The organism is Sinanaerobacter sp. ZZT-01 (genome assembly GCF_035621135.1).
Taxonomy (GTDB): Bacteria; Bacillota; Clostridia; order Peptostreptococcales; family Anaerovoracaceae; genus IOR16.
Genome location: NZ_CP141728.1, coordinates 1,195,776 through 1,213,413 on the forward strand (window position 1 = coordinate 1,195,776; position 17,638 = coordinate 1,213,413).

The following is a 17,638-nucleotide window of genomic DNA, read 5'->3' on the forward strand; positions in this document are numbered from 1 at the left end:
ATCCGACTAGAAATTTGACGGTTTATCGGCCCAAATCGTATCTATTTTTTGCATCTGTGTTCTTTTATGTTCTGTAAGGGAATGTACATATTTTTTTAAAGTAATGGAGACATCTGCATGTCCTAAAATTTCGCTTACCGATTTTACATCCATGCCTACTTCAATCGCCCTTGTTGCAAAGGTATGTCTTAATGTGTGAAAGCTAGCAGCTTTTATCCCTACTTGCTCTACTACTTTCTTGAAATAACTTTGTACAGTTCGAGGATCAACAAAGTTTTCCTCATGATTGCAAACGACAAATTTGTAAGACTGATTCAAAGATTTTTTTATGGATAGATAATGACACAGCCCATTCGAGAATGGAATGTCTCGAATGGAAGAACTGCTTTTCGGCGTTCCTAAAACAAGCCTTGTCTTTTTTTTCTCATTATATGGAACAAGCTTAATTCTTTGTAAGTTGGAGCTCACTTTCAAAATTGCATTGGATAGATCAACGTCTTTCCATTGCAACGCACATACTTCACCTAGGCGGAGTCCCGTATAAAGCGCTAAAATTACTGACGTCGACAAATAATGCTCAGAATGTAAAACTGCGTTTTCAATCAATTTTTGTTCCTCTACGCTCAATACACGGATGCTGTTATACTTATCTGTAGGAATCTTGATATTTGAACATGGATTTTTATCAATTAAATTGTTGTCAACTGCCTGCTTTAAAGATGCGGAAAGGATGGTATAGATATCCCGCACGCTTTTGGATGACAGACCCCCTTTTCCGTCTATACGCCCATTTAGTAATTTTCCATTAAAAAATATTTGTAAATTAATTGTTGATAATTGTTTTAAATCTATTTCTCCTAATTGAGGAATGATATGATTTCGAATACAATAGTAGTAATTTGAAAAAGTAGAATCTTTTACATTTAACTTAGCATATTGATATAACCATATACGGAGCCATTCTGTTAATTTGAACTTTGTTTTTGGTGCTTCATTAAGTATAACGGTTTGTTTTGCTGCAATCAATTTCTTTTTTACTTCCGAATACGTTTTACCATATATTGATCGATATTTCTTTTTACCACTTATTTCATCTATATATTTAACATAACGCCCCTCCCAACGGCCATCTGAACGTTTATAAATATTTTCACCTTTTCTTGGCATTGACAATTCCTCCTGATGCATCAAAATTTGACCAAAATAATTACCATTTATAACGATTGCCATCATTCTAATTTGCAAATATTATCAAAATAATTTGATTTTTAAAGAATCAAATGATATTATATGTGGTATATAGGTCAAATTTTTTTATAACTAGACAATAGTCGACAGATTCTTTATAAATTTTAGCTTGTTATACTATGAGTGTCTATACTTATTAGTATTATTTTCCAAATATTGCTATTCATAAAGGTAAAATCTAAACGAATTCATTAAAAAAATTTTAGGAAATTAAATATAAATAAAAAATTTAATATAACGTATCCAAAGCTAAAAAACAGACAATGGATGGAACATACCCGAAAAACAATATACGACTTACTTTTACTTATTTATGCTTTCACAAAAAAACTGCTCCCATAAGCTTATGAGAGCAGTTTTTTGTCTTATTATTTATTTTTTCGTATTATTTTTTCCAAGAACTCTTTAAGTCAACGATTTGGTTGAATACCTTCTGTTCGCTCGTCGTTAATTTTTCATCTGCAATGTAATACCCATGGCGGAAAAATTGATACCGTTCCCCTGAAGCTGCCTGCTTAACTGAAGGTTCTGCATATGCTTGTTTTACGGTTAATGAATCCGGATTTATAATTGTTTCGCCGTTTTCATCTTCAATCATTAAATAACTATATATACGAACCTCAATTTTTTCAGCTGTCTTTGCATCAACCCAATGAATGGTGCCTTTTACCTTACGACCTTCAAATCCGCTTCCGCTCTTTGTTTCGGGATCGTAGGTGCAGTGCAGTTCAATGACTTCTCCTTTATCATCCTTTATCACTTCATTGCAAGTCAAAAAATAAGCTCCTTTAAAGCGAACTTCATTACCCGGGAACAGACGGAAGTATTTCTTTGCCGGAATTTCCATAAAGTCATCACGTTCTACATACAGCTCTTTGGAAAAGGGAACCATGCGCTTTCCTTTTTCTTCATTTTCTCTGCTGTTCTCAATTTCCATTTCTTCCGTTAAATCTTCCGGATAGTTTGTAATTACTACTTTCAACGGATCCATAACGACCATTCGGCTTTCCACCTTCGTTTTTAGGTCTTCACGAATGCAATGTTCTAATAAAGATATTTCCACTGTGCTGTTTGCTTTTGCAACGCCAATTCTTTCACAAAAATCTCGAATCGCTTCCGGTGTATAGCCTCTTCTGCGAAGCCCTGCAATCGTAGGCATACGAGGATCATCCCATCCTTCTACGTTTCCATTATCAACAAGAGCTTTTAAATAGCGCTTGCTCATTACCGTATTGGTTAGGTTCAAGCGGGCAAATTCGATTTGCTTCGGTGGATTTTCCCATTTCAACTCACGAAGCACCCAATCATACAAAGGCCGATGATCTTCAAATTCCAATGTACAAATGGAATGTGTGATTCCTTCAATCGCATCCTCAATTGGATGTGCGAAATCATACATTGGGTAAATACACCACTTATCTTTTGTATTATGATGTGTTGAACGAGCAATCCGATAAAGAACCGGATCTCTCATATTAATATTCGGAGAAGCCATGTCAATTTTTGCACGCAGCACTTTTTCACCGTCAGCATATTTCGCTTCTCGCATTTCTTCAAATATTTGTAAATTTTCTTCAATGGAACGATTTCTGTAAGGACTTTCTTTTCCTGGCTCTTTTAAGGTTCCGCGGTAAGCCTTCATTTCTTCTGCATTCAAATCACAAACATATGCTTTTCCTTTTTGAATTAACGCAACTGCACATTCGTACATGCGATCAAAATAATTCGAAGCATATAATAATTGATCCCATTCAAACCCCAGCCATCTTACATCTGCTTGGATGGAATCAACGTATTCCGTATCTTCTTTCACAGGATTCGTATCGTCAAAACGCAAATTGCACTTTCCGCTATATTTTTTTGCAGTGGAAAAATTCAAGCAAATGGACTTTGCATGTCCTATGTGCAGATACCCGTTTGGTTCAGGAGGAAAACGAGTATGTACTCTTGTCCCATAAACCTGATCCTCTAAATCCTTATCAATTATATTATGAATAAAGTTGGATGCATTTTCATTTAGCTCCGCCACTTTCAAGTCCTCCTTATTTTTTCTGTTTTTGTCTCTTATTTTAATGCTTTTCAAGCAATAGTATACCATTATCCTTCTTTCAAGGCAAATTTTTCACAAAAAATATTTCTATTTTTTTTGATATTGTTAGCAAATTCTATTGATTTATTCGAATTATTTTGGTATTATTACACTAAATGTTTATATTCTTATCGAGTCAACGATTTTTCTCAAAAAAATATAAGGCGGTGAATGAATGGATATTATTGACGTAAAAATTCTGGAAGTTCTCCAAGGAAATTCTAGAGTTTCTATATCGGAATTAAGTAAAAAAGTAAACTTGTCATTGTCAGCAGTCAGTGAAAGATTAAAAAAACTGGAAAGCTCCAATGTAATTGAAAAATATACGGTAATTTTAAATTCGCACTCTTTAGATAAAGAATTATCCGTTATTATGAATATCAGTTTAGAAAATCCACATCATACCAGTGATTTTTTAGAATTCGTACGGGCTGAAGACGAAATACTAGAATGCCACTATGTGACTGGTGAATATGATTATGTATTGAAAATCACAACAAGAAACACCGTTACTCTAGAAAGCATTATGAATCGAATTAAAAGTATTTCCGGTATCAAACGAACTCAAACAAATGTGATCCTATCGAGTGTAAAACATCTGTATAGTGTTTCACCTAATATTGCAAATAAGTAAAAGAGGGTTACAGCACATAAAATTGCTGTAACCCTTTTCTATTTCTATAACACTTCATTTTTATTGAAGTACTTCAAATGATAGAAGTGAAAAAATTTTCTTGTTTTCCATTTTCATTTCTTAAACGCTTCCCTACATTTAAATTTCAGTTCTACGCACTACTTCTTTTCGCCATCTGTTTTCTCCGTTAAAGCTTGTTCAATTATTTTTATGCTATTATATAGTCCATTTTTAACGCATTAAACTTTCTATCTATAAGTACACGATGATCCCAAGATGCAAAAAAAGCCATAGCAATTTTTTACTTGCCACAGCTTTCTCATTTTTTATCTTAAGCAGAGCTCTTTGATTCTGCTATTCTATATCTTCTTATTTATTCTTTTTATTCTTTTCTTGTCTTGCTAATTCTTTTGCCAGCCGTTCTTCTTTTGCCTTCTCTTCCGCTTCTCTCTTCAACTGATTGCGTTTCAGCACAGATTCTGGAGTTTTGCCACCTGCGGCTGCAATTGGCCTTTTCTGGGACACACGCTTTGCATTATCTTGAATTTGGCGATGCTTTGCTTCTTCTTCCTGTTTCTTTGCACGCTTTTTAGCTGCTTTCGCCTTTTCTTTATCAACCTGCTTAATGGCTTCTTCTACAGAAATGCCTTTTTCTTTAGCTATTTTATATGGATTCAATGTCTCTTCTTCCAAATGTTCTTCTGCTTCCTTTTTTACTTTTCGTTTTGCATCCATCGAAGAGAAGAAAACCATACCACCCATCATTCCTACCATTAGTACCATATTTACTGTGGTGTCCGTCTTGGTATTACGAATTTTGAATTTGCTGACATATTCTTCTCCTAAACGATTCCCATCGGAAGAAATTAATTCTTCGGAGATTACAAGTTTATATTCCGTATTCGAAATTAAATTATCCTTTAAGATTAACCATACATCATTCGGATATTTTTTCGCATCATAAACCGGGATCAATTCCATTTTATTACCAGAAGAATCTGTTACGGTAAAACAATCTTTATTTTCTTCCTGTATAGCTTTGTCTGTCATATTTTCATTAAAGGTCATCTTAATTGCAACCCCCATAGGCTGCAATCCGGTTTTTCCATCCTCTGGCGAAATGTTTACAAGCTCCAATCCCGATGCATAGCTGAAGAAAGGACATGCAAGCATAACTAATAATAAAGCTAAGCTTAAAATAGCACCTGTTCTTTTCATACTTTCTTTTTCCTCCATTTTATCATCATTTTATCTGTAATTGTTTGAAAAATGATTTCATCATTTGTTCGCATTCTTTTTGTAACAGCCCTTCTTCTATTTCTACAAAATGGTTCAGGCGCTTTTCTTGAACAATATTAAATACCGAACCACATGCACCTGCTTTCGGATTCTTCGTACCAATAAAAAGCTTCTTTATCCGCGAAAGCACAATTGCACCTGCACACATTGAGCAAGGCTCTGTTGTAACATAAATATTACAATCTAGCAAACGCCAGCCACCTAAATTTTGAGCTGCCTGACGAATCGCCAGCACTTCGGCATGTGCTGTAGGATCTTTTAAGCTTTCTATCAGATTATGAGCACGCCCCACAATCAGCCCATCCTTTTCAATAATTGCACCAACGGGCACTTCTTTCAATTCTAAAGCTTTATTCGCTTCAGCCAAGGCTTCTCTCATAAAATCCAACTCTTGCACGATATCCTTTTCCCTGCCTTATTATTTATCAGACTATCTGTACAAGTATATCATACATTTTTAGCATTTTCAATGACTCACCTTTGCAAACTTCAGCTTTTTTATTTTATCTTTTCTGCTTTTTAACCTCTACAATATCGCCAGTTTTTGCATTTATTTCTACAATCCAATACCCATAAGCATTTTTCTCTCTTGCTGCTCCATACATAGGCTGCCAGTAAGTAAAACCTGATTTACCGCCGTCCGGTCTTTCCACTTCTGTAAAACGTCCCGGAACCGCAATAAAGTAATTTTCCGCAAACCCCTGTGGATTTCCTTTTGCTCCAAATAAATAATGCCGGTATTGTGTCGAAAAATACTGAGCGCCTGGAGAAACAATGGGTAGACTCCCTACATTTTTTATCTTCTTCCATTTTGCTCCGGTCACATCTTCAGAAAATGGCATCACATCTTCATAAAATTCTGCAACCCTGCACATATGCCCACAAGCCTGTAGAAGATAATCATTATAGAAACGATTATAATTTTGAGGTACTGCCTCTTTTTCTACTGTCTCTTCGTTTTTTTCTTCTTTCTGAGCTTCTTTTGCTTCCTCTTCTTTCCTTTTATATTCAATTTTATCTATATTAATAGTATTGCTCCTATTATTTCTATCGTTTTTTGATTCTTCTAATCGTTCATTATCTTTTGCCGTTGCCGCTTCTATTTCTCTATATATCTTTCCCATATTTAGTTCACTGTTTTCTCGTTCTTTTTCTTCTGTTTTAATTTCTGTCATTTCAGGCGATTCGTCTTTATCATTTTTTCCTCTATCTTCATCTGTATTTGCTGCTCTTACCGCTGATTCTTCTCTATGCAAACTGGGAGCAGGTGCATTTCCCGTTTCACCTTTCAGAATTGGGTGTAAGGGTTCTTTTTCATCATAAGAAGAAACTGCTGCAATAATCACAGTTGAAAAATCTGCATATTCATTCCCTTTTCCGTCCACATCTCTTGGATGAAAACGAAAATAGGTTTCCCCACTTCCATTCTTATTAATCATTAGTGTTCCAATGACTGCATGAATGGTACGCTCATTTTTTTTCCCGAAAAAGATCAGCTTATAAACATATTCTCCTCTGGGATAATAACGCAAATTCTGTACCTGACAGCGCAAAGCGCCCTTATTGCTTCCGGTCTCTATTTTCAGATGTCCACGAACGGCTCCCGCCTTTGCACAGAAACCCGAGGATTGTTCTTCCAACATTAACACATCTCGGTGATATCTCATATAATTCATAGTATTCTCCCCCATTCCTTTCGGAGTTTCTTGTATTTAGTCGTACAAATTGGTAATATAAGATATATGCAAAAATTAGGAGGATTAGACCATGTGGATGGATATTGCAATTGGAGCCATTATTTTTATTTCATTTGTCCTCGGCTATGTTCGAGGCTTTATGAATACTTTTTTTCATACAATCGGCTGGATTTTATCTATCGTTTTATCTTTTGTTTGGTACCCGAAGGTGTCCATATTTTTGAAAGAAAAAACAGGTTTCTATGAAACGATAAATACAAAGCTTACGGAACGAATTTCAATCACAAATACCGATGCTTCCAACCAAGTTTTAAACGGAATTCCTGACGTATTAAAAGAAGCGGTCGATACCGCAACAAACGCATTGGCGGAATCCTTTGCAAATGGATTAGCGGACGTCTTGTTTAGCGTGATCAGTTTTCTGATCGTCGCAATAGGAATAAAATTAATTTTTTTAGTACTGACTTCACTTTTCAGCAAACGGTCAAACAATGGTCTGACCGGATTTTTCGACGGAGTATTTGGTGCTGCGTTCGGTGGCCTAAAGGGTATCGTTCTCGTTTTGATTCTTTTGGCGCTTCTGATCCCTATTATCAATCTCACCTCAAGTGAATTTTTACAAAATGCGCTCGATTCCTCTCACTTCGCAAAATCTCTATATGATGGAAATCCCCTTTTCTCCATATTTAATCTTTTCTAGTGGCGGATTCTTCGAAACACAAAGGAAATTATGGGAAATAGTTGCCTTAATTTGCAATTCGGATTATAATAGGAATACCATCTCAACTGTGTCTCCGTAGCTCAGTGGATAGAGCAGTGCTCTCCTAAAGCATGTGCGGTGGTTCGATTCCACTCGGGGATACCAAGTATTAAGCTGAAACAGGTACAATTTTGTATGCGTTTCAGCTTTTTTTATGCATTCTAAGCTTATTTCTTCTAAAACGGCTTACTCCGGTAAAGCTGTTTTTTTATGAAAATTAAGGCCTATTACCAAATAACCTATTGACTTTACATGTTAAGTAGGTTATTATTTTTTATATCCTATTAATTATATATGAATTCATGGATTTTATAGGGTATTGATTCTTACTCAGGAGGTTTGCCCAAATTGGATTGGACTTTTATTTTAAAATACACGCCCCTGTATATACAAGCGGCAGCACTCACCTTGGAGATTGCATTCTGGGGCATCCTGTTTTCACTTTTACTAGGTATTGCCTGCAGCTTAATCAAATATGAACGAGTGCCGATTCTTCAAGGCATTGTTTCTTTTTACATTGAACTGAGCCGAAACACTCCATTGCTTATACAGCTTTTTTTCCTTTACTTCGGTCTTCCTAAATTAGGAATCCGTATCAGTGCCGAAAACTGTGCAATCATCGGGCTTGCTTTTTTGGGCGGAAGCTATATGGCAGAATCCTTTCGCAGCGGCTTAGAATCCATAGACAAAATTCAGCTGGAATCGGCTTCCAGCCTTGGTATGAATCGAGTACAAACTCTGCAATACGTTTTATTTCCGCAGGCTATGGCGATTTCTATGCCATCGTTATGTGCAAATATTATTTTTCTGATAAAAGAAACTTCTGTTGTCAGTGCTATTGCGCTTGCTGACCTTATGTATGTGACTAAGGATCTTATCGGGCTTTATTACCAAACCGGAGAAGCATTACTTCTGCTAGTAACTTCCTATCTGATTCTTTTGCTTCCGATCTCTGTTTTAGCATCTGTCTTAGAAAGGAGGCTCCGTTATGCAGGATTTGGCACTTGAACTTCTATATAAAGGCTCTAATTTTGCTCGACTCCTAGACGGATTATGGGTTACGCTGCGCATTAGTCTGCTTTCTGTTGTTTTATCCATAGTTTTCGGAATTCTGTTTGGGCTGTTTATGCGGCAAAAACATTGGATTTGCCAAGCAATATCCAGAGTTTATCTGGATTTCATCCGCATTATGCCACAGCTCGTTCTTCTTTTTTTAGTCTATTTTGGATTTACAAGGATGTTCGGATGGAACCTATCAGCAGAGGTAAGTTCTGTTCTCGTATTTACATTTTGGGGTACCGCAGAAATGGGAGACCTTGTTCGGGGAGCTTTATCCAGCATTCCCCCCCAGCAATATGACAGTGCCTCTGCACTGGGACTATCACGTATGCAAGCCTACCTGCATGTCATCATTCCGCAAACTTTACGTAGGCTCCTTCCTCCGGCAATTAATTTGATGACACGTATGATTAAAACCACCAGCTTAGTCGTACTCATCGGTATTGTTGAAGTTCTTAAGGTAGGGCAGCAAATTATAGATGCCAACCGATTCGAATTCCCAAGTGCGGCATTATGGATCTACGGCCTTATATTTTTCTTATATTTCTTTACATGCTGGCCAATCTCGCTTGTGGCAACGCATTTGGAAAATAAATGGAGGTAAGTAGTATGAGCGAACAGCTTCAAATCAAGAATTTAGTAAAACGGTATCAGGATGATACTGTTTTAGACGGATTAAACTTTTCTGTCATGCAAGGGGAAGTGGTTGTTATCGTCGGTCCTTCCGGCTGCGGAAAAAGTACTCTTCTTCGCTGCATCAACGGACTTGAGCCAATTCATTCTGGAGAAATTAGATTAGATGGTACTCCTCTTATCTGGAATGAAAAAAAACGAGATAAAATGCATCAGAAAATTGGGATGGTATTTCAAAGCTATGATCTTTTTCCTCACATGTCCGTTTTAAACAATATTACGCTTGCCCCTGTAAAGGTACAAAAACGACCCAAAAAAGAAGTTGAAAAAGAAGCTGTGGAATGGCTGGGAAGAGTGGGTTTGTCTGAAAAAAGAAACGTCTTTCCCCGTCAGCTCTCAGGAGGGCAAAAGCAGCGTGCTGCCATCGTCCGATCTCTCTGCATGCACCCGGAAATTATGCTTTTTGATGAGGTGACTGCTGCATTGGACCCCGAGATGGTTCACGAGGTTTTAGATGTTATTTTGGAGCTGGCAAGTCAGGGAATTACTATGCTTATTGTCACACATGAGATGCAGTTTGCACGCACCATTGCTGACCGTATTTTGTTTATGGAGCACGGGCAGATCATTGAAGATACATCTCCTGAAGTTTTCTTTACTTCTCCAAAGACACAGCGTGCCAAAGACTTCTTAAAGACTTTTTCCTATGAAAAACGTAAAACAAAAACTCTTACAGTCATGAAATGAAAGAAGGTATGATGATGAAACAACGAAAAACTATTTTAATTTTGACTCTCACAATTTTGCTTATTAGTGCTTCTATCAGCGGCTGCGGCTCCCAAAACACTTCCGCACCGAATGAAGATGGAAATGACGCTGCAAACAATCAAACCGCACGCACTCTAGATGAAATCAAAGAAAGCGGTAAAATCACCATTGGCGTATTCAGCGATAAAGCTCCGTTTGGCTATGTCGACGAAAATGGAAAGTATCAAGGCTACGATGTCTATTTCGCCAATAGAATCGGGCAAGACTTAAATGTAGATGTAGAGTATGTTTCCTTAGAGCCTGCAAGCCGTGTTGAGTACCTGAAAACCGGAAAAGTCGACATTGTTCTCGCCAACTTTACCGTAACAGAAGACCGCTCTAAGCAAGTTGATTTTGCACTTCCTTATATGAAGGTGGCACTGGGAGTCGTCTCTCCTGACAACGCAGTGATCCGCGATGCAGACTCTTTAAACGGAAAAACACTGATTGTCTGCAAGGGCACGACAGCAGAAACCTATTTTGAAAAAAACTATCCAGACATAAAGCTCCAGAAATACGATCAATACGCCGACGCTTATAATGCTTTGCTGGACGGACGCGGAGATGCTTTTTCCACAGATAATACTGAAGTCCTTGCCTGGGCACTCAACACCGGAGGCTATACCGTCGGTATTGAATCACTTGGAGAGATCGATACCATCGCACCGGCTGTACAAAAAGGAAATGAGACCCTTCTCCAATGGCTGAATGATGAGATTAAATCACTAGGAGAAGAGAATTTCTTCCACAAAAACTACGATGAAACACTTGCTCCTGTTTATGGCAGTACCGCAAACGCAGATTCTTTGGTTGTAGAAGGTGGTATCGTCGACTAGCAGCCTAAAATAATATCGCACCCAGTCAACAGGCAGGTGGTTGAAAGAAAAAGGAGTCATCTTTTATGCAGATTTATATGGATCATGCCGCTACAACAAAATTAAGCGAAACTGCACTGAGCGCCATGCTGCCTTATATGAGAGAATATTATGGAAATCCATCCAGTCTCCATGGTGCCGGTATGCAAACCGCTCATGCCGTTTATTCAGCCAGGTCTACGATAGCCAATTTGCTTGGATGTACCCCTCGTGAATTATATTTTACGGCGAGTGGTAGCGAATCTGACAATCAGGCGCTATTTTCTGCTGCCGCATGGGGCAAAGCGCACGGAAGGCAACATATCATCACATCTGCTTTCGAACACCCGGCAGTTTTGCGTACTTTAGAATATTTAGAGACGCAAGGTTTTACCGTCACCCGCCTGCCGATTTCAAAGGATGGGCTCATCCTTACCAGCCAAATAGAGCAGACGTTGCAGACTGACACAGCCTTGGTCAGCGTTATGACCGTCAACAATGAAATTGGGACGATTCAGCCTGTTTCTGAAATCGGTGCTCTGTGCCGCCGCCACGGCGTCCTGTTTCATACGGATGCGATTCAAGCTGCCGGAGCACTTCCCATTTCTGTGGATGAAATACAGGCAGACTTATTATCCGTCTCTGCACATAAATTTTATGGCCCGAAGGGTATCGGACTCCTTTATGTCCGAGAAGGCATTCCTCCTGTTTCTGTGATCCGCGGCGGTAATCAAGAGCGAGGAAACCGTGCCGGAACAGAAAATGTTTCGGCTATCGTAGGAATGGCTGCCGCTTTTACAGAGGCTGCTGCTCAAATGCATGAAACCAATATTCATCTAACTGCTTTGAGAAAGCATCTGATCGAGAGACTAAAGGACATTCCCAAAGTGCATTTTATCGGTGAACAGGCAACTTGTGTTCCGGGAATCGTAAATGTTTGTTTTGAGGGAGTGGAAAACGAAATGCTCCTTCTTCTTTTATCAAAAGACGGAATCTGTGTATCAGCAGGCTCAGCCTGTGCCTCGGGTGCTTTGGAAACAAGCCATGTGCTACGTTCCATGAATCTTCCAACGCACCTTCTAAAAACCGCTGTCCGGTTTTCGTTCGGACGTGATAATACCTTAGAAGAAGTCAACATTGCAACCGCTTATGTAAAAAAAGCGGTATTGAAGTTAAGAAAGGATCTCCTATGAAAAAAGTATTGATTGCAATGAGCGGCGGCGTGGACTCCAGTGTCGCCGCTTATTTATTGAAAATGCAAGGATATGATTGCATCGGTGTAACTATGAAACTGTATGAAAACAAAGCTGCCGTTCAAAAATGCTCCAATACCTGCTGCAGCATAGAAGATATTGAAGATGCCAAAAGTGTAGCTTACCAGCTCGATATTCCACATCATGTATTTAACTTCACTGCTGATTTTAAAACCCATGTTATACAAAAATTTGCAGATGCCTATGAGAAAGGTCTGACTCCAAACCCTTGCATTGACTGCAATCGTTATCTGAAATTCGATCACCTTCTTCATCGTGCATTGCAGTTAGGCTGTGATTATATTGCAACCGGTCACTATGCTCAGATCATTTCAGACAGTTTAGAACAGCGTTTCCTCTTAAAAAAAGCGGTTGACCAAAATAAGGATCAAAGCTACGTCCTGTATTCTATGACGCAAAACCAGCTTTCGCATACCCTTCTTCCTTTGGGAACACTCTGCAAAGATGAAGTGCGTTCTATTGCAGAAAAGCAAGGCTTCTTTAATGCCCATAAGCGTGACAGTCAGGATATTTGTTTTGTCCCTGACGGAGACTATGCCCAATTTCTACGGGGTTACACGAAAAAAAACTATCCTAAGGGCAATTTTATAAGTACGGATGGACAAGTACTAGGTACACATAGAGGTATCATTCACTATACTATAGGGCAACGCAAAGGACTTGGAATTTCAGCACTTCATCCTTTATATGTTCAAAAAAAATCTCTTTCCGACAATACCATCACACTTTGTGAGGAGACCGACCTTTACACCGCCTCCTTTCAGGCAGAAGATTTTAATTTAATCAGCGATCTGGATTTGAACTTGCCCTTTCGCGCAAACGTACGCATCCGCTATCATCAACAGGAACAGCCCGCAACAATAACACCGCTTAATGAGAGAACCTTACACATTCAATTCGACACGCCTCAGCGTGCCATCACCTCAGGTCAGGCTGCGGTACTGTATCAAGGAGACCTTCTTATCGGCGGAGGTACAATCCTTACGTATTAAAAAGCTGATTGTGAACTGTGAAAGGACAAACTGCTTGGTATTTTCTCACTTTCTTTTTTCTTTATTATATTTTTCTTGTTTTTTTTCTTCCTGTCCGCTATACTGAGTGCATATATTAGGTCTTTATGCTGATTTTTCAATATTGAGGGCACGCTTTCAAACTGTATTCCGCTATAAAAGCTCTGTGGCATTTTTCCTTCCGCAGAGCTTTCCGAATATATAAGATATCATTTACTATTTATTTTTTATTCTTACATAGCTAAAACATTACTTTTTATATGAAGCAATTAAATTTGGGAGAAATATATGAACAAACAAAAACTTAAAAGGATTTTACGGTTGTTGTTGGGTCTTTTTCTATATGCGCTGGGAACTGTTTTTATCATGCGCGCCGATTTGGGCTACGGTCCATGGGAGGTCTTCCAGGCCGGACTGACAAATGTACTTCCGATTACGATTGGGCAATCTACCATATTGGTCAGTGTCGTCATCGTTTTGGCTGACCTCTTTTTTAAGGAGAAAATTGGAATTGGTACTTTACTTAACATGCTTTTGATTGGCTTGTTTATGGACTGGATTTTAGCGTCTGGCTTTATCCCCTTGGGTACTTTTCTTTTGGGGAAAGGCGTATTACTCGTATCCGGGCTTTTTATTATTGCTTTTGGAAGTTATTTTTACATTGGCTCTGGCTTCGGCGCCGGTCCAAGGGATTCTCTCATGGTCTCGATCCGTCGTCACACAGGTCTGCCAGTCGGGATCAGTCGATTCATTCTCGAATTTTCGGCAGCCGCAGCTGGCTATCTACTGGGCGGCCCATTAGGTCTTGGCACGGTTATCACTGCATTTGGAATAGGCATCTGCATTCAAATTGTCTTTCATTTCTTTTCTTTTGAGACAACACAAATTGTACATGAGGACTTAGCAGAAACATTCCACCTTCGCTCTAAATCTGATTCGGAAACGGAAGAACTTGAAGATAACTAGATCAATGGATATTATTTTTAATTTTTCTGCTGAGGAAGAAGATCGGAATACATAAAAAGAACCACAGGGCAGAAAATAAAATACAGATTTGTCCGAAAAGATGCATAGGTAATGCAGAATAGTCCCAGACATTCCAACGGAACCAAAGGTTCACAATGCATCCAACAATAAATTCCACCCCGGTAATCACAGCAGCACCCAGCAGGCACCGTTTCCAAAGTGCAATATTTTGAAAATGCTCATTGATACTATATAAAAAGCAAAAACAAACTCCTCCTGTTAAAACCATCGTCCAATGTGTATATCCTCGAAAGGCAATTTCCAGTGTGCTGTAACCAATTGCCCCGATTAGAAATAAGATTCCATATTGCGTTTGACTTTTCATTTCGGCTCTTTCCTTTCATAATTTTTTTAATTTATCCAATACTTATTGTCTCTCATTTTTGCAATAGAAAACCCCGCATCCTTCAAAAAAATGCAGGGTATTTGTGGTAGTTCATTAAAAAAATTCTAGAAAAAAATTAAAATTGTTAACCGATTACAAAACCGCCATTTACTCCTAGAACCTGACCGGTTATAAAAGATGCTTTTTCAGAACTCAGAAATAAGATAGCTTTTGCAATTTCCTGAGCACTCCCCATGCGCATCAACGGAGTCTCTTCACAGAGAACCTGTTTTATTTCTCCCGAAACACTTTTCATCATATCCGTCTCAATGACACCCGGTGCAATGCAATTGACACGAATGTTACTTGGTCCAAGTTCTTTTGCCAATGCTTTTGTCAATCCGATTAATGCTGCTTTGCTTGCAGAATAATGCACCTCACAGCTTGCTCCAACTTGTCCCCACATGGAGGATACATTCACAATGCTCCCGCTCTTACTAGAGATCATATCCTCAAGTGCGCATTGTGTACAGAAGAATGCACCTTTACAATGTATGTCAAACATCTGATCCCATTCTTGTTCTGTCATGTCTGTAAAGAGACGAAACTGAGAAATCCCCGCATTATTTACTAAAGCATCAACCTTTCCAAAAGTAGCTCTCGCTTTTGAAAACATTTGCTTTACCTCTTCTTGCTTCGTTACATCAGCCTGAATCGCCTGTACAGAAAAGCCTTTTTCTAGAAGAGAGGCTTCCAATCTTTTTGCTTCAACTTCACTTTTATGATAACCGATCACAACCTGCCATCCTTCTTCTGCGAAAATCTCTGCACAGGCTTTCCCGATCCCTCTGCTTGCTCCCGTAATAATTATTGTATTTTTATAATCTCCCATACATTTTCCTTCATCTTTCTTCTCATTTCACAGGCTTCAATCGTTTTCTTCTCTGCTCTTTATTTTAATCATTTTGCCCTGTCTTTTATCTTTCATTCCTCTTACTTTTTTGATTCAGTATATCATATTTAAGGGGTACTTGCAGGGTTGAATTTCAACTATGAGAGGTATATAATTGAGTCATTGTGTAAGCTTTATAAAAGAAAGGACGTATATATCATGTATAAGGGAGCTCTGAGACCAGCTTGGGCAGAAATTAATTTAAGTAACTTGGATTATAATATCAAACAAATTAAAGCAAAAGCAAACGGCCGTGATCTGATTGGTGTCATTAAAGCCGATGCTTATGGGCATGGTTCCGTTGAAGTCGCAAAAGTGCTTCAAGAAAATGGTGTGACTACCTTTGCCATCGCCACTTTACAGGAAGCCATTACGTTACGTGAAGCAGGATACAAAGAAGCGATTATCATGCTTGGATTGACTCCGGACATGTATGCCGATACCATCATTGATTATGATATTACTCCTGTAACCTGTTCCTTTGAAAATGCAAAGGCAATTTCCGATGCAGCTGCTGCAAAAGGAAAAACCGTAGAAGGTTTAATTGCTGTAGACACCGGAATGGGGAGAATCGGCTATCAACCTTATGATGAGGATGCTATTTCGGATGTCGTGAAAATCAATCAACTATCCAACTTCAAAATCAAAGGTATCTTCTCTCATTTTTCAACTGCGGATGCTTTAGACAAAACCTATACAAAATCCCAGGAAAAAAAGTATGCTGATTTCTATGATGCACTGATAAAAGCCGGTTTGAAAGTTCCATTTCGTACTTTAGCAAATAGTGCTGCCATCATGGAAGTTCCGACCGCACATTACGATGCAGTACGCCCCGGCATCATCCTATACGGACTTTATCCATCTGATGAAGTGGATCGAAAAGAGCTTTCTATTAAACCAGTTATGTCTGTAAAGGCAAACATTATACATCTGAAAAGAGTTGGGAATGATTTTTCTGTAGGCTATGGAAGACGTTTTGTATCAGAACGGGAAAGTCTGATTGCCACTTTGGCGCTTGGTTATGCAGACGGCTATCCCCGCCCATATTCTAAGGACGCAAAGGTCATTGTAAACGGCGTATTCGCACCGATTGCAGGAAATATCTGCATGGATCAATGCATGGTAGATGTAACAGATGTTCCGAATGTCAAGCTGGGTGATGAATGCATCATTATGGGAACAGATGGAACCAATACCATTTTGGCTGATGACATTGCGAATGCAACCGGAACCATTAATTATGAAATAGCCTGTGCGTTCGGACAGAGGCTTCCAAAAGTATATGTAAAATAAAAACAGCAAGAAACAATCGACTATAAAAAAGTATTATTTGTAAACGCTTATGTATCTTGACAGAAAAATAAGGAACTGACTCAATCCATTTGAACGCAGTTCCTTTTTGATTCGCTTCAACTTGAAACAGTGGAAAACGGAGGATAAAAATGAAACACCTTTTTTTCTATGAAACGGAATTAGGAATCATTGGCTTCGCCGAGAACGGAAGAGCCATCACAAATGTTATTTTCGGAAAGCATTTTAATAACACCGATTATGAGGAAGTAGAAACACCTCTTTTGAAAGAGGCTGCAAAACAGCTAAACGAATATCTTGCTAAAGAAAGAGAACTATTTGATTTGCCTTATACCGCAGCAGGTACTCCATTCCAGCACAGTGTCTGGGATGCTTTAAAAACCATCCCTTACGGGCAAACCTGCACCTATCTTGATATTGCCAAGCAGATCGGAAAGCCAAAGGCTTGCCGAGCTGTAGGCATGGCTAACAATAAAAATCCACTTCCTATTCTTATCCCCTGTCACAGGGTAATTGGAAGCAGCGGAAAACTTGTCGGATACGGGGGCGGTATGGATATAAAAAAGGCATTACTGGCATTAGAAAAAAGTAAAGGAGATATAATCGAAATTTAAATACAACCTGTAAATAATTAAAAACAATGGTCTTCTATGATAAAAT

Annotated in this window: 18 protein-coding genes and 1 tRNA gene; 12 read left to right on the top strand and 7 right to left on the bottom strand. The window is 38.6% G+C overall.

The window, feature by feature from the left end:
* Positions 1–6: 6 nt before the first annotated feature.
* Positions 7–1,167, bottom strand: a complete 1,161-nt coding sequence (locus U5921_RS05800) for a tyrosine-type recombinase/integrase (protein WP_324825516.1) — start codon at positions 1,165–1,167, stop codon at positions 7–9.
* 466 nt (positions 1,168–1,633) lie between these two features.
* Positions 1,634–3,346 (bottom strand): glutamine--tRNA ligase/YqeY domain fusion protein, encoded by a 1,713-nt coding sequence (locus U5921_RS05805; protein WP_417765043.1) that lies wholly within the window; start codon positions 3,344–3,346, stop codon positions 1,634–1,636.
* 166 nt (positions 3,347–3,512) lie between these two features.
* On the opposite strand from U5921_RS05805, the gene U5921_RS05810 reads away from it, so the two are divergent.
* Positions 3,513–3,971 (top strand): Lrp/AsnC family transcriptional regulator, encoded by a 459-nt coding sequence (locus tag U5921_RS05810; RefSeq protein WP_324825518.1) that lies wholly within the window; start codon positions 3,513–3,515, stop codon positions 3,969–3,971.
* 369 nt (positions 3,972–4,340) lie between these two features.
* Here U5921_RS05810 and U5921_RS05815 read toward each other — a convergent pair whose 3' ends face one another.
* The 3 genes from U5921_RS05815 to U5921_RS05825 form a co-directional block, all read right to left on the bottom strand.
* Entirely contained in the window at positions 4,341–5,189 is an 849-nt protein-coding gene (locus U5921_RS05815; protein ID WP_324825519.1) for an Ig-like domain-containing protein, read from the bottom strand.
* A 25-nt stretch (positions 5,190–5,214) separates the two neighbouring features.
* A complete protein-coding gene (gene tadA / locus U5921_RS05820; protein WP_324825520.1) occupies positions 5,215–5,649 on the bottom strand; it encodes a tRNA adenosine(34) deaminase TadA in 435 nt (144 codons plus the stop codon).
* A gap of 124 nt (positions 5,650–5,773) precedes the next feature.
* On the bottom strand, positions 5,774–6,946 hold the full coding sequence (locus tag U5921_RS05825) for a hypothetical protein (RefSeq protein WP_324825521.1): 1,173 nt from the start codon (positions 6,944–6,946) through the stop codon (positions 5,774–5,776).
* A gap of 91 nt (positions 6,947–7,037) precedes the next feature.
* On the opposite strand from U5921_RS05825, the gene U5921_RS05830 reads away from it, so the two are divergent.
* The 9 genes from U5921_RS05830 (at position 7,038) to U5921_RS05870 (ending at position 14,330) form a co-directional block, all read left to right on the top strand.
* The gene (locus U5921_RS05830; RefSeq protein WP_324825522.1) at positions 7,038–7,667 is read left to right on the top strand and encodes a CvpA family protein; all 630 of its coding nucleotides are present in this window, start codon (positions 7,038–7,040) and stop codon (positions 7,665–7,667) included.
* Between the two features lie 90 nt (positions 7,668–7,757).
* Positions 7,758–7,832 (top strand) — tRNA-Arg (locus tag U5921_RS05835).
* A 243-nt stretch (positions 7,833–8,075) separates the two neighbouring features.
* Complete coding sequence (locus U5921_RS05840; protein ID WP_324825523.1) at positions 8,076–8,735, top strand: amino acid ABC transporter permease; 660 nt, start codon at positions 8,076–8,078, stop codon at positions 8,733–8,735.
* A complete protein-coding gene (locus U5921_RS05845; RefSeq protein ID WP_324825524.1) occupies positions 8,716–9,390 on the top strand; it encodes an amino acid ABC transporter permease in 675 nt (224 codons plus the stop codon). Before U5921_RS05840 ends, U5921_RS05845 begins: the two co-directional genes overlap by 20 nt.
* On the top strand, positions 9,381–10,166 hold the full coding sequence (locus tag U5921_RS05850; RefSeq protein WP_417765044.1) for an amino acid ABC transporter ATP-binding protein: 786 nt from the start codon (positions 9,381–9,383) through the stop codon (positions 10,164–10,166). Before U5921_RS05845 ends, U5921_RS05850 begins: the two co-directional genes overlap by 10 nt.
* A gap of 14 nt (positions 10,167–10,180) precedes the next feature.
* Complete coding sequence (locus U5921_RS05855) at positions 10,181–11,062, top strand: cysteine ABC transporter substrate-binding protein (protein ID WP_324825526.1); 882 nt, start codon at positions 10,181–10,183, stop codon at positions 11,060–11,062.
* A 65-nt stretch (positions 11,063–11,127) separates the two neighbouring features.
* The gene (locus tag U5921_RS05860; RefSeq protein WP_324825527.1) at positions 11,128–12,273 is read left to right on the top strand and encodes a cysteine desulfurase family protein; all 1,146 of its coding nucleotides are present in this window, start codon (positions 11,128–11,130) and stop codon (positions 12,271–12,273) included.
* On the top strand, positions 12,270–13,346 hold the full coding sequence (mnmA, locus tag U5921_RS05865) for a tRNA 2-thiouridine(34) synthase MnmA (RefSeq protein ID WP_324825528.1): 1,077 nt from the start codon (positions 12,270–12,272) through the stop codon (positions 13,344–13,346). The genes U5921_RS05860 and mnmA overlap by 4 nt, the downstream gene beginning before the upstream one ends.
* A 306-nt stretch (positions 13,347–13,652) precedes the next feature.
* Positions 13,653–14,330 carry a hypothetical protein gene (locus tag U5921_RS05870; RefSeq protein WP_324825529.1) on the top strand — a complete coding sequence of 226 codons (678 nt, stop codon included), beginning with the start codon at positions 13,653–13,655 and terminating at the stop codon, positions 14,328–14,330.
* Between the two features lies 1 nt (position 14,331).
* Here U5921_RS05870 and U5921_RS05875 read toward each other — a convergent pair whose 3' ends face one another.
* Both U5921_RS05875 and ymfI read right to left on the bottom strand, forming a co-directional pair.
* Complete coding sequence (locus U5921_RS05875; protein WP_324825530.1) at positions 14,332–14,715, bottom strand: putative ABC transporter permease; 384 nt, start codon at positions 14,713–14,715, stop codon at positions 14,332–14,334.
* A 145-nt stretch (positions 14,716–14,860) separates the two neighbouring features.
* On the bottom strand, positions 14,861–15,607 hold the full coding sequence (gene ymfI, locus U5921_RS05880) for an elongation factor P 5-aminopentanone reductase (protein WP_324825531.1): 747 nt from the start codon (positions 15,605–15,607) through the stop codon (positions 14,861–14,863).
* 219 nt (positions 15,608–15,826) lie between these two features.
* On the opposite strand from ymfI, the gene alr reads away from it, so the two are divergent.
* Together alr and U5921_RS05890 are read left to right on the top strand one after the other, a co-directional pair.
* The gene (gene alr / locus U5921_RS05885) at positions 15,827–16,960 is read left to right on the top strand and encodes an alanine racemase (RefSeq protein WP_324825532.1); all 1,134 of its coding nucleotides are present in this window, start codon (positions 15,827–15,829) and stop codon (positions 16,958–16,960) included.
* Between the two features lie 149 nt (positions 16,961–17,109).
* Complete coding sequence (locus U5921_RS05890; protein WP_324825533.1) at positions 17,110–17,592, top strand: methylated-DNA--[protein]-cysteine S-methyltransferase; 483 nt, start codon at positions 17,110–17,112, stop codon at positions 17,590–17,592.
* The last annotated feature ends 46 nt before the right edge of the window (positions 17,593–17,638 follow it).

Excerpts from the sequence above, each read along its gene's own strand:
- U5921_RS05800 (WP_324825516.1), bottom strand. The coding sequence starts at position 1,167 with ATGCCAAGAAAAGGTGAAAATATTTATAAACGTTCAGATGGCCGTTGG.
- U5921_RS05805 (WP_417765043.1), bottom strand. The coding sequence starts at position 3,346 with ATGGTATACTATTGCTTGAAAAGCATTAAAATAAGAGACAAAAACAGA.
- U5921_RS05810 (WP_324825518.1), top strand. The coding sequence starts at position 3,513 with ATGGATATTATTGACGTAAAAATTCTGGAAGTTCTCCAAGGAAATTCT.
- U5921_RS05815 (WP_324825519.1), bottom strand. The coding sequence starts at position 5,189 with ATGAAAAGAACAGGTGCTATTTTAAGCTTAGCTTTATTATTAGTTATG.
- tadA (WP_324825520.1), bottom strand. The coding sequence starts at position 5,649 with ATGAGAGAAGCCTTGGCTGAAGCGAATAAAGCTTTAGAATTGAAAGAA.
- U5921_RS05825 (WP_324825521.1), bottom strand. The coding sequence starts at position 6,946 with ATGAATTATATGAGATATCACCGAGATGTGTTAATGTTGGAAGAACAA.
- U5921_RS05830 (WP_324825522.1), top strand. The coding sequence starts at position 7,038 with ATGTGGATGGATATTGCAATTGGAGCCATTATTTTTATTTCATTTGTC.
- U5921_RS05845 (WP_324825524.1), top strand. The coding sequence starts at position 8,716 with ATGCAGGATTTGGCACTTGAACTTCTATATAAAGGCTCTAATTTTGCT.
- U5921_RS05850 (WP_417765044.1), top strand. The coding sequence starts at position 9,381 with ATGGAGGTAAGTAGTATGAGCGAACAGCTTCAAATCAAGAATTTAGTA.
- U5921_RS05855 (WP_324825526.1), top strand. The coding sequence starts at position 10,181 with ATGAAACAACGAAAAACTATTTTAATTTTGACTCTCACAATTTTGCTT.
- U5921_RS05860 (WP_324825527.1), top strand. The coding sequence starts at position 11,128 with ATGCAGATTTATATGGATCATGCCGCTACAACAAAATTAAGCGAAACT.
- mnmA (WP_324825528.1), top strand. The coding sequence starts at position 12,270 with ATGAAAAAAGTATTGATTGCAATGAGCGGCGGCGTGGACTCCAGTGTC.
- U5921_RS05870 (WP_324825529.1), top strand. The coding sequence starts at position 13,653 with ATGAACAAACAAAAACTTAAAAGGATTTTACGGTTGTTGTTGGGTCTT.
- U5921_RS05875 (WP_324825530.1), bottom strand. The coding sequence starts at position 14,715 with ATGAAAAGTCAAACGCAATATGGAATCTTATTTCTAATCGGGGCAATT.
- ymfI (WP_324825531.1), bottom strand. The coding sequence starts at position 15,607 with ATGGGAGATTATAAAAATACAATAATTATTACGGGAGCAAGCAGAGGG.
- alr (WP_324825532.1), top strand. The coding sequence starts at position 15,827 with ATGTATAAGGGAGCTCTGAGACCAGCTTGGGCAGAAATTAATTTAAGT.
- U5921_RS05890 (WP_324825533.1), top strand. The coding sequence starts at position 17,110 with ATGAAACACCTTTTTTTCTATGAAACGGAATTAGGAATCATTGGCTTC.